12 protein-coding genes are annotated in these 15,787 nt (G+C 40.4%); 11 read left to right on the top strand and 1 reads right to left on the bottom strand.

Annotated elements, in window-relative coordinates; all coding sequences use genetic code 11:
* The 9 genes from metL (at position 1) to argA (ending at position 13,094) form a co-directional block, all read left to right on the top strand.
* Entirely contained in the window at positions 1-2,427 is a 2,427-nt protein-coding gene (metL, locus tag HII17_RS02860; RefSeq protein WP_169073796.1) for a bifunctional aspartate kinase/homoserine dehydrogenase II, read from the top strand.
* Positions 2,427-3,311, top strand: a complete 885-nt coding sequence (metF, locus tag HII17_RS02855) for a methylenetetrahydrofolate reductase (RefSeq protein ID WP_169073795.1) — start codon at positions 2,427-2,429, stop codon at positions 3,309-3,311. Before metL ends, metF begins: the two co-directional genes overlap by 1 nt.
* A gap of 133 nt (positions 3,312-3,444) precedes the next feature.
* A complete protein-coding gene (locus HII17_RS02850) occupies positions 3,445-4,878 on the top strand; it encodes a hypothetical protein (RefSeq protein WP_169073794.1) in 1,434 nt (477 codons plus the stop codon).
* 717 nt (positions 4,879-5,595) lie between these two features.
* Entirely contained in the window at positions 5,596-6,633 is a 1,038-nt protein-coding gene (gene argC, locus HII17_RS02845) for an N-acetyl-gamma-glutamyl-phosphate reductase (RefSeq protein ID WP_169073793.1), read from the top strand.
* Positions 6,630-7,418 (top strand): acetylglutamate kinase, encoded by a 789-nt coding sequence (gene argB, locus HII17_RS02840; RefSeq protein WP_169073792.1) that lies wholly within the window; start codon positions 6,630-6,632, stop codon positions 7,416-7,418. The genes argC and argB overlap by 4 nt, the downstream gene beginning before the upstream one ends.
* 51 nt (positions 7,419-7,469) lie before the next feature.
* The gene (locus HII17_RS02835; RefSeq protein ID WP_169073791.1) at positions 7,470-8,396 is read left to right on the top strand and encodes an ornithine carbamoyltransferase; all 927 of its coding nucleotides are present in this window, start codon (positions 7,470-7,472) and stop codon (positions 8,394-8,396) included.
* 114 nt (positions 8,397-8,510) lie between these two features.
* Entirely contained in the window at positions 8,511-9,743 is a 1,233-nt protein-coding gene (locus tag HII17_RS02830) for an argininosuccinate synthase (protein ID WP_169073790.1), read from the top strand.
* 35 nt (positions 9,744-9,778) lie between these two features.
* Positions 9,779-11,710, top strand: a complete 1,932-nt coding sequence (gene argH / locus HII17_RS02825) for an argininosuccinate lyase (RefSeq protein WP_169073789.1) — start codon at positions 9,779-9,781, stop codon at positions 11,708-11,710.
* Between the two features lie 34 nt (positions 11,711-11,744).
* Positions 11,745-13,094 (top strand): amino-acid N-acetyltransferase, encoded by a 1,350-nt coding sequence (gene argA / locus HII17_RS02820; RefSeq protein ID WP_328824445.1) that lies wholly within the window; start codon positions 11,745-11,747, stop codon positions 13,092-13,094.
* Here the strand turns inward: argA and HII17_RS02815 are convergent, their stop codons facing one another.
* Positions 13,095-13,781 carry a helix-turn-helix domain-containing protein gene (locus tag HII17_RS02815; RefSeq protein ID WP_169073788.1) on the bottom strand — a complete coding sequence of 229 codons (687 nt, stop codon included), beginning with the start codon at positions 13,779-13,781 and terminating at the stop codon, positions 13,095-13,097. It lies immediately after the preceding gene.
* A 319-nt stretch (positions 13,782-14,100) separates the two neighbouring features.
* Between HII17_RS02815 and HII17_RS02810 the strand changes: the two genes are divergently transcribed.
* Positions 14,101-15,003: a TolB family protein gene (locus HII17_RS02810; protein WP_169073787.1), complete on the top strand. Its 903-nt coding sequence runs from the start codon at positions 14,101-14,103 to the stop codon at positions 15,001-15,003.
* A gap of 10 nt (positions 15,004-15,013) precedes the next feature.
* The gene (locus HII17_RS02805) at positions 15,014-15,787 is read left to right on the top strand and encodes a class I SAM-dependent methyltransferase (RefSeq protein WP_169073786.1); all 774 of its coding nucleotides are present in this window, start codon (positions 15,014-15,016) and stop codon (positions 15,785-15,787) included.

Genomic DNA, 15,787 nt, shown 5'->3' with positions numbered 1-15,787 from the left:
ATGAGTAGTTTGGTAGTAAATAATAAATTAGTTAAACATGCAGTGCAGATACACAAATTTGGTGGCAGCTCTTTAGCGTCCATTGAATGTGTCAATCGGGTTGTAGAAATTATTCAGCACAATTGTCAATTGCACGATATCGTTGTGGTTTCTGCTAATGGTGATATCACAGATGATTTGATCGAAATTTATCAATTTGCGTTACAAAATAGTGAACAATTGCATCAATCAATTGAGCAGTTAAAGCAAAAACAACGAGATTTAGTCTTTGGACTACTTAATGAAAGTAATGCAGAAGCCTTGTTTGCAGAGTTACTATGTGACTTTGAGTTGCTCGCCAAATGGTTACAAATAGATATTAGCGAACATGAAGCTGAGCTTCTAGCATTCGGTGAATGTTGGTCGGCTCGCCTGCTAGCAGCAATTTTAGCTGAACGTGTTTGTCCGAGCTTTGCTATAGATTCACGTGAATTTTTAGTGATTAATAATGATGTCGATTGCCAGGTTGATTATGACGTAAGTCAAAATCACCTTTCTCAGCTGCTGGATGTTCAAAAACTAGCGGTAATTACTGGTTATATTGCTAAAAACACGCTTGGCCTTCCCTGTACGTTAGGGCGCAATGGTAGTGATTATTCTGCGACCATAATCGCTGCACTCACTAATGCTCAAAATGTTACTTTATGGACCGATGTCGATGGCATCTATAGTGCTGACCCTCGCGTTGTGCCACTTTCGAGAAAACTACATCGAGTACCACGCTCAGTAGCTAAAGAGTTAGGTCGTCTAGGCAATCCAGTATTACATGCAAAAACATTGCAGCCGTTAGAGCGAGTAGGAAGTCACTTGCATGTTGCCAGTAGTTTTGATCCTGACATGCCTGGTACGGAAGTCGGAGATTTTGGCCAAATCGCCAAGCAAGAGCTATCGGTTACCTACGCAAATGATTTGCTACTAGTGCAATCAGAAAGCTTTGTTGGCGAAAGTGGTCAATTAGCGTTTCATAAGTTTTCGGCGATTAGTGGAGACTTAGATGATGGGCAATTAGTTATTCATTTGTCTCAGCAAAAAGCAGTAAGTGAATGGTTAGCGAGTGACGATACAGAAGTAAAGTTCACACCAGTATCCGTAATGGCTATCGTTGGTCACAATGTTGCGAGAAGAGGTAATGTTAAGGCACGTTTCAAACGAGCGCTAAAGCACCATCAGCCTATTGCATTCTTTAACCAATTGCATTCCGATAGCTTAGTGTCTGTATTACCACAGCCTTGTACGGGTGAGTTGCTCAATAATGTGCATCATGACGTTACTAAAGATGCTCGCCATATCGGTATTGTAGTTGCTGGCCTTGGTAATATAGGTCAATGTTTTATTGAATTATTACCACAGCAGCTATCACGGGTATCAGCTTTAGAAAATGTTCACTTAGTAGGCTTAGTGAGCTCTAAAAAAATCTTATTTCAATCTGACGGTATTGAAGCAGAATGTGCGACTCAAGCTTTCGAAGAACATGCGGTTGATTACAGTGAGGAAGCATTATTAGAGTGGTTGTCCAACCATCCTTACGATGAATTGATCGTTGTAGACATCACGCCGAGCGAGTCATTTAGCCAGCTTTATTCACAGTTCTTTGCCAATGGTATTCATGTTATTGGTGCAAATAAATGGGCAGCATCTGCGCCACTCAATGAATATCAACGTAATTTGACGCTCGCAGAAAAACATCAAGTATTATGGCTGGGGAATACCACTGTCGGGGCTGGACTTCCTATTAATCATGCACTTGAAGACTTGCAGCAAAGTGGTGATAACATTGTTGAAATTTCAGGTATATTCTCCGGCACCTTATCTTGGCTATTTGAAAAGTATGATGGTTCTTCGCCTTTTAGTGAGTTAATGTCGCAAGCGCTGTCCGACGGGATTACTGAGCCGGATCCGCGTGAAGATTTATCGGGTCGCGATGTTCAACGTAAACTTCTTATTTTGGCCCGGCTAGCAGGTTTTGAATTATCCTTAGAGGATATCGCTTGTGAAAACTTGGTACCTGAGTCTTTAGCCGCTTTACCACTGAATGAATTCTTAAGTAGAGCCGAAGAGCTAAACGCACCATTTAAGGAGCGATTAGCAGCTGCTAAAAAAATGTCTTCCTGTATTCGCTATGTCGCGAGGTTTAAAACAGAAGGAGGCGAAGTCCAGGCAAAAGTTAGCCTTGAAACCTTACCTCAATCTGACGCCTTTGCCGCTCTAACGCCATGTGACAACGTATTTAAAGTGGTTTCGAATTGGTATCAAGAAAATGCTTTAATCATTCGCGGACCGGGTGCCGGTAGGGAAGTTACCGCAGGTGGTCTTCATTCAGATTTAGTTAATGCCTGTAGACAGCTAGCCAACAAACAACATCAAGTAAAATTAAAGGGGATAAATTAATGTCTTATACACATGCGAGACAAGTTGAATCGCTAAACCAAAGCTTAAGTGAAATCGCAAGTGATATTAATGTCTCATTTGAATTTTTCCCGCCAAATTCAGCAGAAATGGAAACAACACTTTGGAATTCTATTGAGCGATTGGCACCGCTTAAGCCTAGTTTTGTTTCTGTGACCTATGGCGCAGGAAGTGGTACACGAGATCGTACTCATGATGTGATTAAGCGAATTCAAAAAGAAACAGCACTAGTTGCCGCGCCACACCTAACATGTATTGACGCTGGCCGTGAAGAGTTAATTCAAATTGCCAAAGACTATTGGGATAGCGGTGTCCGCCATATTGTAGCATTAAGGGGCGACCTACCCGATAGCAGTGAAAAGCCGTCGATGTATGCGTCAGATCTTGTTGAGCTATTAAAATCAGTGGCTGATTTTGATATTTCGGTGGCAGCATATCCGGAAGGACACCCAGAAGCACCAAATCCACAATTTGACTTATTGAATTTAAAACGAAAAGTTGATGCTGGTGCCAACCGAGCTATTAGCCAATTTTTCTTTGATGTCGAGTCATACTTACGTTTTCGTGATCGTTGTGTCACTGTTGGTATTGATGTGGAGATTATTCCGGGAATATTACCGGTGACTAACTACAATACGTTGAAACGTTTTGCTGGCTTAACGAATGTACATGTACCTAGTTGGATGCCGAAAATGTATGAAGGGTTAGACGACGATGAAACCACCCGTCGTTTGGTTGGAGCCAATATTGCTATGGAACAAGTAAAAGTATTAAGCAGAGAAGGTGTTAAAGATTTTCATTTTTATACGCTAAATCGTGCTGAGCTAACATACGCGATTTGCCATACTTTAGGTATTCGACCTTAACTCCATAAAGGTGTTATTAATCAAATTAATGACACCTTTAAGCTTTCACTTTGATTTGAGTTTTTGTCACTTTTCACTTATGTTTACGACAATCATATAATAATAGTTCACTTGTTGAATTGAAGTTTGCTGAATGAGTAAGTCCCACCAATCATTATTAACAACTCAAGTATCCAATTTATTAGATAGGATGTTTAAAGCTAGTCCAATTAAGGATGCCTTAATTGATGGAGCTGCTGAGTTTTTTGCCAACCAACCTTTGGTAAACAAAATTAATGAAGAATTAGATGAAAAAAATAAACATTCTAGTGGTGAACAAAAACAAGCAGCAATAGAAACAGATCGTACTAATTTTCAGCAACAACTTAGATCTGAACGAGTTGAACGTAACGAGCGATTAACCAACATTTGCTATGAGATTCTTGAATTGTCCGAGGGTGAAAACTTCGAAGAGACAAATCGTAAATCGGCACAGCTTCTAGGTACTATACAGCTTCTTAGCCACACTGAAGGCAACCCCCTTCAAATAGCTAAAATTAATGAGCAGCATAAGCCACTATATAAAGCAGTGCTGTCGTTAAGGTTATTAGATCAATTAATTCTAGATGGTGCGATAAAAGACTCTTACATCCAGCATTTTATTGGCGATATAACGCCTGAACAATATAAGGAATATAAAGAGCTTAATGAAGTTGGCTATGAAGTGTTTGTTAGTGAAGTAAAAATTGCAATAATTAAGGCCGCACTGATTCAAGATATTGGTAATTATCACCCAGACGCTCAATTAATTCTGGTAGGAGCGAATGAAGACAAAGATCCATTTCGCACTTTAGAAGTAGATGAGCGTAAAGAGCTATTACAGATTAACTATCGAGAAACGTTGAAATATCTGGTGGAAGGTATCGGTGTTGGCGATTATATGGGAAACTCTAAAAAAGATAGAGATCTATTTCAAAAGCAAGAGACCCGAAAATTAAAATTCATCAAAGAGTTATTAAAAGGGGCAATTAATCCTAAGCAAGGGTTAGCTAATGTATTAAAAGTGCCGCAAATTTATTGCTCTATCGTACTTTCGATTAAGCCAAGCTATAAATACAAATTAATCCCCAAGGTTTACCAAGCGCTGTATCAAAATGCAGAGCGCGGTGCGTGTAGTGAAAAAGTGGTTGATTGCCTATACAAGATTACCGGTATGTTCCCTCAAGGCTTTGGTGTAACTTATTTGGCGCTAGATGCTGCCGGCAACTCCTTAGAACGTTATGAATATGCCGTGGTTAACCATTTATACCCTAAAAACCCAGAAGAGCCGGTGTGCCGTATCGCGACAAGACAATTATCTTTTATTGGATATGGTGCAGATATGGTGGTGAAAAAGTCAGAAAACTTATATTTTGCTGAATCAGCAAAGCGTTTGGCATCAATGAGTAAAGCTCGACTTCAAGAAATTTTAGAAAAACTAGTGTCTAACTATCAAGAACGTGCCGAGCTAGATTTGATCCCTCGTTGCTGGCACCCAAGGGATTTCTTTTCTGAAAAAGATAACCAGAAATTGTGGAATAAGTCTTAACGCTAATCAGTGTTACTAGCAACAGTACCCTCAGCGGAAGTCACCAAAATATAAAGTGGCTTGCTTAATAGAGCGGGAGTTAAGTTTTTAACCGCATCTAATAAAAAAGCGTAGAAGCCAATCATATCTAAGGTGCTCAACCCATAAAATTTATCATCTGCTTTCTTTATCTGCATAAGATTATTTTGCCAACGGTTTTCATTGAATCATACACCATCACTGTGACGGGCCAATTATAAGCCTCCCTCGCCCACTACCAAGTGGTGCCGGCAAATTATATTTATTTCGAGTATGAGGAACTTGATGAATAACGGTGCTAAAGCCGAGTGTTTCAAGCCTAGAATACAATAACTCAATAACTCAATAACTCAATAACACCTTTATTGCCTTGAACCCAAGATTCAGAGCTGGAGCAAATAGAAGGGCGGGCAATTAGTTGCTGTATTGCCGTTTCAACATGAGGTAATAACTTTTCAATAAAATATTTATGTTAAAAAGTTGCATAAAAATGCACGCGGTGGTAAATTCCTCTTCACAGTGTAAATAACCTAGAAAAGAACGCTACGGAAAAATGAAAATGTATTCAAATACACGACGACGATAGAGTTTTGGGTTTTTTGTTGAGTTGTTGAAAGGTTCCTTTCAATAACGAGTGTGAACGGCTTTCGTTCACGTTTTGATGAGTATTTTGAATATAATTGCATTTTTGGTGTTTTGATGATGAATGTCGCGGTTATTGGCGCAAGTGGTTACGTTGGCGCTGAGTTAATAGGCTTACTTTGCCAACATGATAAAGTTTCGATTTCGCATCTAGTGGTATCGGAAAACAGTACTTCCAATGGATCTTTATTCTCTGAGTTACATGCTCGCTGGCAGGGGATCTGTGATGTACCCCTTCAGTCTTTTTCGCAAGGCTGGTTTGAAAGTGCTGTCGATACATTAGATGCGGTTTTTTTTGCAACCCCCCACGAATTTAGTGCTGATTGGGCACAAGCCTTTGTTGAAAAAGGCGTTAAAGTGTTCGATTTATCTGGCGGCTTTCGTTTAAAAGAACCTGCTGATTACCCAATATATTACGGTTTTGAACATCATTCGTTAAGAGCATTAGCGCAAGCTCAATACGGTTTAGCGGAATGGTTGCCTGATAACTTTTCTGACACACAATTAGTTGCTGTACCAGGTTGCTACCCTACAGCGAGCCTATTGTCATTAAAACCAATTACTGCAGCTGAACTTCATCAAGAAGACGGTTTAATTGTGGTTAATGGTATTAGTGGTGTGAGTGGTGCAGGAAGAAAAGCTTCGCTAGCGACTAATTTTAATGAAGTAAGTTTAAAGCCTTACAATATTTTACAGCACAGACACCAGCCTGAAATTTCTCAAGAAGCAGCTGCGCAAGTGATTTTTAATCCGCATTTAGCTCCATATAAAAGAGGTTTGCTTACCACGGTTACGCTAAGCCTGAAATCTGGTACTACAAAAGCTATGGTCGATCATGCATTTGTTAATGCGTATCAAGATAAGCCGCTAGTTCGCATTAAGTCATCATGGCCGCAAATTGATGACGTTGCTCATACACCATTTGCTGATATTCATTGGCAATTCGATGAAGACAAACAAGTCCTAGTGGTAAGCACGGCAATTGATAATTTGTTAAAAGGTGCCGCGTCTCAAGCTGTGCAGTGTTTCAATGCCAGTTTAGGTTTGCCAAGCCAGTATTCACTTTTACCCAATGTTGTTGGAATTAGCGCATGAGCAAACAAACCAAGCCATTAGTGATTAAAATTGGTGGCGCGATCTTAGAAAAAGCAGATGCCTTAACTGCATTGTTAAAAGTTATTGCCGAGCTGAAAAATCAACCAGTTGTGTTAGTTCACGGCGGCGGTTGTGTTGTTGATGACATGCTTTGCCAAGCTGGCTTTGCAACTGAAAAGAAAAACGGTTTACGGGTAACTTCAGCTGAGCAAATGCCTATTATCAGTGGCGCTCTAGCGGGCCATGTAAATAAAGTTATTGTTGCTCAAGCGAATAGTTTGCATCTTAATGCTGTAGGTTTATCACTTGCCGATGGCAACATGGTTAAATGTGTTATTAGCCCATTAGATTTAGGTGCTGTTGGCGAGCCAAAAGCAAGTCAAAGCAAGTTATTAGACAACTTACTTAAGGGTGAATTTTTGCCTGTTGTTTCTTCAATTGGTGCCTTAGAAAGTGGTGAGTTAGTTAACGTAAATGCTGATGATGCTGCAGTGGTGATTTGTCAGTTACTAAATGCTGAATTGCTGCTGTTAACTGATGTTAATGGCGTAATGGATGGCAGTGGCAATTATTTATCGGATTTAACCGAACAAGATGCCAAGTTATTAATTCAGTCAGGTATTATTCATGGCGGTATGACCGCAAAAGTTAATGCGGCTTTTCATGCTGCAAATCAATTACGACGAAGTATCGCGGTTGCCAGTTGGCAAGCGCCTGAGCAAATCCCTAGTTTGCTATCTGGCGCTAATGTAGGCACCCGCATTATTCCTGAACTAGCTGCTTAGCTCTCAACGCTAAGTACTAAGAATAACGAATTAATACTTTAAGGATTGAACATGACTCTATCTAACTTTTTAGCAGATGAACTGCAAAACAAACAACAAATACTCCAGCTAATTGAGCTGGCGAAAACCATAAAAAATCACCCTGCTGATTATGCAAATGCGCTGCAGGGCAAATCAGTGGCGATGATTTTTGAAAAACCTTCGCTTAGAACCCATGTTAGCTTTGACATAGGTATAGCTAAACTTGGCGGGCACGCTTTATATCTAGGCCAACAAAATGGCAAGTTGGGTGAAAGAGAAAGAGTCAGTGATTATGCTAAAAACCTTTCTTGTTACGCTGATGCTATTGTTGCTCGAGTTTTTTCTCACGATTCGATCACAGGCTTAGCCGAGCATGCTTCAGTACCTGTAGTTAACGCCCTGTGTGATTTATACCACCCATGCCAAGGCTTAGCAGATTTTGTCACCATATCAGAGCACTTTGATGACCTTTCAAAAGTAAAGCTTGCTTATCTGGGAGATGGCAACAATGTCTCGAATTCATTAATGATTATCGCAGCAATTTTGGGTGTCGATTTCACCTTAGTTTGCCCAGCAGGACATGGTGCTCAGCAAGCAATGATTGACAAAGCACAAGCCTTAGCGAGTGAATCTGGCAGTAAATTTATGGTGACGTCAGACATTACAGTTCTTGGTCAGCAAGATGTTATCTACACTGATACTTGGATATCTATGGGCAATGAAGGTGCGCAAAATAAAGCAGCATTACTTGAAACGTTTAAACCGTTTCAGGTTAATCATGACTTAGTAAACAAGGTTGGTGCCAGCAAAGTGATGCACTGTCAGCCAGCACATTTAGAAGAAGAGATCACTACGGCGTTGTTTGACGACGAAAACTATTCTGTAGTGTTCCAGCAAGCAGAAAACAGAATGTGGGCGCAAAACGCAGTTTTAGTTTCATTATTAGCAGGCGTATAGAGTAAAGCAGTCGAAGCGATACTAGCTTAACAACTAATTCATCCCGAGCATGTCGAGGGAAAACAAATTTTCAGTAAGGCATACGCCTCAAAAAGAATTTAAAGGTAAAAGAAAATGGCATTAGCAAAGAAAAAACAAATCAAAAAAGTAGTATTAGCATATTCTGGTGGTTTAGATACCTCAGCGATTATCCCTTGGTTGAAAGAGAACTATGATGGCTGTGAAGTGGTGGCATTTTGTGCTGATGTTGGTCAAGGTGACGAAGAGTTAGATGGCATCAAAGAAAAAGCGATAGCATCAGGAGCTTCTGAATGTCATGTGGTTGACCTAAAAGAAGAATTTGTAAAAGACTACATTTACCCTATTTTAAAAACCGGTTCAGTATACGAAGGACAATACTTGTTAGGTACGTCAATGGCACGCCCAGTTATTGCCAAAGCACATGTAGAAGTTGCATTAAAAGTAGGTGCTGATGCGGTATGTCATGGTTGTACCGGTAAAGGTAATGATCAAGTACGTTTTGAGTCGTGTTTTGCGGCACTCGCTCCACAATTAACAGTGATTGCGCCATGGCGCGAATGGGACATGGTCTCGCGTGAAGACTTGCTTGATTACTTAGCAGAGCGCGACATTCCTTGTTCAGCATCACTAACCAAAATTTATAGCCGTGACGCGAATGCTTGGCATATTTCTCATGAAGGTGGCGAGTTAGAAGATCCGTGGTGTGAGCCTTCCAAGGAAGTTTGGACTATGACGGTTGATCCAATGGATGCACCTGACACACCTGAGACCGTGCAGTTAAGTTTTAAAGAAGGTGAGTTAGTTGCCGTTGATGGTAAGGCATTATCTCCATACGAGTCGCTAGTATACTTAAATGATAAAGCCGCTGCTCATGGCGTAGGCCGTATAGATATTGTTGAAAATCGTCTAGTGGGAATGAAATCGCGTGGGTGTTACGAAACACCAGGTGGTACCGTATTAATGGCTGCTTACAAAGGCTTAGAAACGCTCATTCTAGATAAAGAATCACTAAAATTCCGTGAATCAGTAGGTCTTGAATTTTCTCATGTGATCTATGATGGTCGCTGGTTTACACCTTTAGCGGAAGCTCAATTAGCTGCGGCAGCGTCATTTGCAACACGCGTAACAGGTGATGTTGTAGTGAAAATGTATAAAGGCACTGCAACAGTAACGCAACGTCGTTCACCAAACAGCCTATACTCTGAAGAGTTTGCAACCTTTGGCGCTGACGATGTTTATGACCAAAGCCATGCCGAAGGGTTTATTCGCCTATTCAGCTTATCTAGTCGAATTACGGCAATGAATGAGCAAACGAACAAGTCATAGCGACTAACAGTAGTAGAGAATTTAGGAGAAACACCATGGCATTATGGGGTGGCCGGTTTAAAGAGCAGGCGAGTGTACAGTTTAAAAAGTTTAACGACTCATTACCGGTTGATTACCGCATGGCAGTGCAAGATATTGTCGGTTCAATAGCATGGGCCGGCGCACTTAATCAGGTAGGCGTATTATCTGATGATGAAGTGACGCGCCTAGAAGCTGCATTACTTGAGCTTAAAGCGTCGGTTGAAGAAAATCCGAAACAAATTTTATTATCAGACGCCGAAGACATTCATAGCTGGGTTGAAATTCAGTTGATTGAAAAAACTGGTGACTTAGGTAAGAAGCTACATACTGGACGCAGCCGTAACGACCAAGTAGCAACAGATTTGAAACTGTGGTGCAAACAAACCGGTGGCGATTTATTGTATGCCTTAGTGACCTTGCAAGAAGCATTAATGAATTTAGCTGAACGTGAGTCAAATACTGTATTGCCAGGTTACACCCATCTTCAACGTGCACAGCCCGTGACTTTTGGTCATTGGTGTTTAGCCTATGTTGAAATGTTTAACCGTGATATTGGTCGCTTAAAAGACTCGTTATATCGTTTAGATGTATCACCGCTTGGTTCTGGCGCATTGGCAGGTACTGCCTATCCTATAGATCGTGAACAGTTAGCGCATAACCTAGGCTTTAGAACAGCGACGTTAAATAGCTTAGACGCAGTTTCTGATAGAGATCATGTTATCGAACTACTCTCTACAGCAAGTATCAGCATGATGCATTTATCACGTTTTGCCGAAGATTTAATTTTCTATAATTCAGGTGAAGCAGGTTTTGTTGAAATGTCAGATCTTGTGTCCTCTGGCTCAAGCTTAATGCCGCAGAAGAAAAACCCAGATGCGTGTGAATTAATCCGTGGTAAAGCAGGGCGAGTTTTCGGATCTCTTACTGGCATGTTAACGACTATGAAAGCCTTAGCACTTGCTTATAACAAAGATATGCAAGAAGACAAAGAAGGTCTTTTTGATGCGCTAGACACTTGGCAAGAATGTATGGAAATGGCAACACTCGTTGTTGATGGTTTAAAAGTAAATTCAGCACGTACTTTAGCTGCCGCCCAGCAAGGTTATGCCAATGCGACAGAACTTGCTGATTACTTAGTGAGTAAAGATATACCGTTTAGAGAGGCGCATCATATTGTTGGCGAAGTTGTACTTGCTGCGATTGATAAAGGTGTTCCGCTTGAAGACTTAACATTGACCCAGTTACAAGAATATAGCGACAAAATTGGTCAGGATGTTTACCAACATTTATCGATTGAATCGACATTAGATAAACGTGAAGCGTTAGGCGGCACCTCAAGAGCTCAAGTACAAAAAGCCATTGATGACATCCAAACCGGCAAAACTGACATTCTTAATGAGCAAGTAGTTGGCGCCCCAGGTACGCAACAAGCTAAACTTGCGTTGAAGCAAGTGCAGCAACGTTTAAATGCACAAAAAGCTGCTGCTATGTCTGTACGTAGAGCGAAGATGTCAGATGTTGATAAGATCCACGAACAAGTGGCTTATTGGTCAGAGAAAGGCGAAATCTTAAATAGAACGCGTGAAAATATTATTCATGATGTGCAAAACTTTGTGGTTGCGGAAATTGATGGTCAAGTCGTTGGTTGTGCCTCGCTATACATCTATGAACCAGGACTAGCTGAAATTCGTTCAATTGTGATTGATAAAGCGTTCCATAGCCAAGGGCAAGGTAAAGCACTGACTCAATATTTATTAGAGTTTGCCCACTTAATGGAATTGGAAATCATTATTGTACTGACCTACATTCCTGATTATTTTGCACAGCTAGGCTTTAAGGTTATAGAAAAATCTACTTTGGCTGATTACATCATCGAAGATAGTGAACCAACGCCTCATAAAGCGCCGGAAGATGAAGTGGCAATGGCCTACCAAGTCAGTCGTTAAATCGTTTAAAGTAGCAAGAGTATAGGGATTTGATGTGGTCATAACCCAAGCCAAAAATAGTAGCAATAACGGTGATAAGGATTACGTTAAGTGGTTTAGAAATGCTGCGCCTTACATTAATCAGCATCGAGAAAAAACCGTGGTGTTAATGTTTGGTGGTGAAGCGGTTCAACACCCGAACTTTGCCAATATCATTCACGATATTGCACTGCTGAGAAGCTTAGGTGTAAAGCTGGTGATTGTGCATGGCGCTAGACCACAAATCGCTGAACGAGCTGGGCTACTAGGTGTACAGCAACAATTCGAACAACACTTACGAATTACCGACCCAAAAACCTTGATGGCGGTAAAAGATGCGACCGGTTCACTTCGTGTACATATTGAAGCTTTGTTAACCACTGGCCTTGCAAACTCGCCAATGCATGGTTCTCAAATTCGGGTGAGCACAGGTAATTTTGTTATTGCTCGCCCTATTGGCGTGAAAGGTGGGGTCGATTATCAGCATACTGGCTTAGTACGTCGCATTGATGTGGAAGGTATTGAACAGCAGTTAGATTTCGGCTCTATTGTGTTACTTTCACCCGTTGGTTATTCAACGACAGGTGAAGTGTTTAATTTAGCGCTTGAAGATGTTGCAACCCAAACCGCCATTTCCTTAGAGGCAGATAAGCTAATTACCTTTACAGAAGATGAAGGTTTGCTTGATAGTGATGGCTCACTTATACGTAGTTGCAGCGTTAGAAAAGTTAAAGAATTACTTGATAGTTATGGCGGTGAAGAAACTGATCATGTACGCCAGCTATTGTTGAGAGCGATTATTCAAAGTGGTGAAAATGGTGTTGAACGCTGCCATTGTGTGTCTTATCTAAGCGAAACTGCTTTGTTGCAGGAGCTATTTACTCGAGATGGTGCCGGTACCTTAATTGCAAAAGATCACAAAGAGAATATCACCACTGCATCAATTGATGACGTTGGCGGTATTTTGGAACTCATTCAGCCGCTTGAAGAAGAAGGGGTTCTGGTTCGTCGCTCTCGCAAACTACTTGAAACTGAAATAGATCGTTTTATCGTGCTTAAAAAAGAAGAAGTGATTATTGCCTGTGCAGCACTTTATCCGTATATCGATGAAAACATTGGTGAATTGGCTTGTGTGGTTATTCACCCTGATTATCGAAGTGGTAATCGAGGAGAGCGTTTAATTGCTGCCGTGGAAGCCTTTGCCAAACGCCAAAAACTTGATCAGCTTTTCGTTTTAACTACGGTGAGTGGTCACTGGTTCCGCGAACAAGGTTTTGTCGAAACTACAATCGATTCACTACCGAGAGAAAAGCAAGAGCTTTATAATTTTCAGCGTAAATCGAAAGTGTTGGTTAAGGGGATTTAATTACCCCTTAATGTCACATGTTCTTAACTTAATAGACAGTGGTCTAAAAACACCTTCACTTAAAACGGTCGCATAAAATAAACTAATCAAATTAATTGCAGTCGCTCTAAAGAAGACAAAATTCTCATAGGTATCTACGTGGGTGAACATAGCAATAAAACCAACGGCTAACATAATCAGCGCACCACCATATAGAAACTTTACTTGGCTAGCGTATATTTCCGATAGATATTGCGCTTTTGAACCACCAACCATCTCATCGGTAAATAAATACCTTAATCCAGCTAAAGATTTAAACATGCCATCTGTACCAAAGGCTAAAATAGTGGCTGAGTATAAAAATAAAGGGATGAATAGTAGCGTTGTACCATCTATAAACGTTTTAAAATTAGCCGCTAAGATAGTCAACATTACGATAGCGCCAGAAATTATTAGCAAAGCAAATAAGTTTTTCATAATCATTTTCCTCGTCCAGTCGACTTTAATTTCATCAGGTGTCGCTTCTAAAGACTTTGGAGGTAGATTAAAAACTGAAGCGATAGAAAGCGTTGACTCTACTGATGCTTTACCATCTGACTCAATTCGTTGAATAGTTCGAACGGAAAGGCCTGTCGCTTTAGCTAATACTTCTTGCGACCAGCCCTTTTCTCTTCTAAGCGTTTTTAATTTTTCAATTGAAAGTATCAACTTTAACTCCAGTAGGGTTGATAGAGTGACAGGGAAAATTATTCACTTTCTCTTATTTTAATCGATGTTTTTAACACGACAAGTTCACGACAAATTCTGACAATTTAATAATATCAATTAGTTAAGTGTCGCGGTGGTGACAGCACCTAAGGAGACGCCACCGCCGATATGGAGCATTTAAGTTTGTTAAAACTTTCCTTGAAGGAAAAATCTATCCTTCAATCCCCTCATTAATCGGCAAATTATGACTTTTATTTGAAAACAATCTCATCTTCACCCATGCTATGCCACTGTCAGCATAATAATAAGGAAACATAAGGTGAAGTTAATATTACCAATTATCGCTCTCGCAACTTTGCTAGCCCATGGAGCTGTGTCAGCAAAAGCAGAAAAGCCACGCTTTGGCCCTAATAGCGAAATTTACCTTTTCGAACTTGAACATAAAGACGGTGTCTATTCGGTTAAAAACGGCCGTAATATTACCAATAATGAAGACTACGACAGTCAGCCATATTTCACACGTTCGAGTAAATCAATCTTATTTTCTTCAGCTCGAGACGGTAAACAAACGGACATTTATGAATACAACATTCAATCGAAAAAAACGGTGCAAGTAACTAATACTGAGCATAGTGAATTTTCGCCGAAGCCAGTTGGTAACACAGGCAATGTCAGTTTTGTTAGTGAAGGCTTTAATCCTTATCAGACCGTTAGATTTTTAGACCGCAAAACCGGTGAACATCAATGGCTACTTAATTCCAAAGAGCCGGTTGGCTATTATCAATATGATGAGCCAACAGGTGATGTGCTGATTTGGTCACGTTATGGCTGGAGTATTCAATACCTTAATGCCAAAGAAAAACAAAACCGTTTTGTCAGTGGGCATGCTGTTCCCAGTACACCACAAAAAATCCCTCATTCTAATCGCTTTAGTTTTGTTCACCGACAAACAAACGGCATGATGTGGATTAAAGCATTTGATCCTAAAGCATTTTCGGTGACACATATTGCGCCTATTCTTGACGCTAACCATGATTACGCATGGGCACCTAATGGCGATATTTTACGTTTTGATGGTACAAAGCTTTCAATTTGGCCGGCAGGTAATAAAGGTTATAACTGGACGGTGGGACAAGAGTTAAGTTCGTTAGTTAAAGGCAAGTTAGGTCGATTAGCCATTAGCGATGATGGCAAGTATTTAGCTTTGGTCACAACTTTATAGATAAAATACGATGTCAGATTATTTAGCTATAAATCAACAAGCGTGGAATGAACGCACTGATATACATTTTACATCGAAGTTTTACAACGTTGACGGTTTTCTTGCCGGCAAATCAACATTGCATGACATAGAGCTCAACCAAGTCGGCAATGTACAAGGTAAGTCGTTGCTGCATCTTCAATGTCATTTTGGGTTAGATTCACTGTCTTGGGCGCGATTAGGAGCCAGAGTAACTGGTGTAGACCTTTCTTCAATAGCAATTGCAAAAGCACAGCAACTTGCGAAACAAGCCTGTATCGAAGCTGAATTTGTCTGTAGCGATGTTTATCAATTTGGTGAGCAAAATAAGCAACGATATGACGTGGTTTATACGTCATATGGCGTATTGTGCTGGCTACCTTGTATGAATAAATGGGCTGAAACCGTTGCTAAGTGTCTTAAACCAGGCGGTAAGATTCATTTGATTGAGTTTCATCCATTTCTAGATATCAAATTTGGTTATGACTATTTTCATCAAGCAGAACCAGATATTGAGCAAGAAAAGACGTATTCTGAAAATGCTGGCGATACAGAGCAAACTATTGCAGTGTGGTCTCATACACTTAGCGATGTTATTAGTGCACTAATTGATGCAGGTATTGAAATAACGCAAATGAGCGAGTACCCATATAGCCCGTATCCATGTTTTGACAATATGAAAGCAGTTGGCATAAATCAATTTGTAATGGATGAACAAGGGCCAATATTTCCGATGCTTTATTCAGTTGTAGGTACTAAAAAATAA

It is taken from the genome of Thalassotalea algicola, assembly GCF_012932965.1.
Classification (GTDB): Bacteria; Pseudomonadota; Gammaproteobacteria; order Enterobacterales; family Alteromonadaceae; genus Thalassotalea_F; species Thalassotalea_F algicola.
Note: the sequence above shows the minus strand (reverse complement) of the source record. Positions and strands in the feature narration are given on the sequence as shown.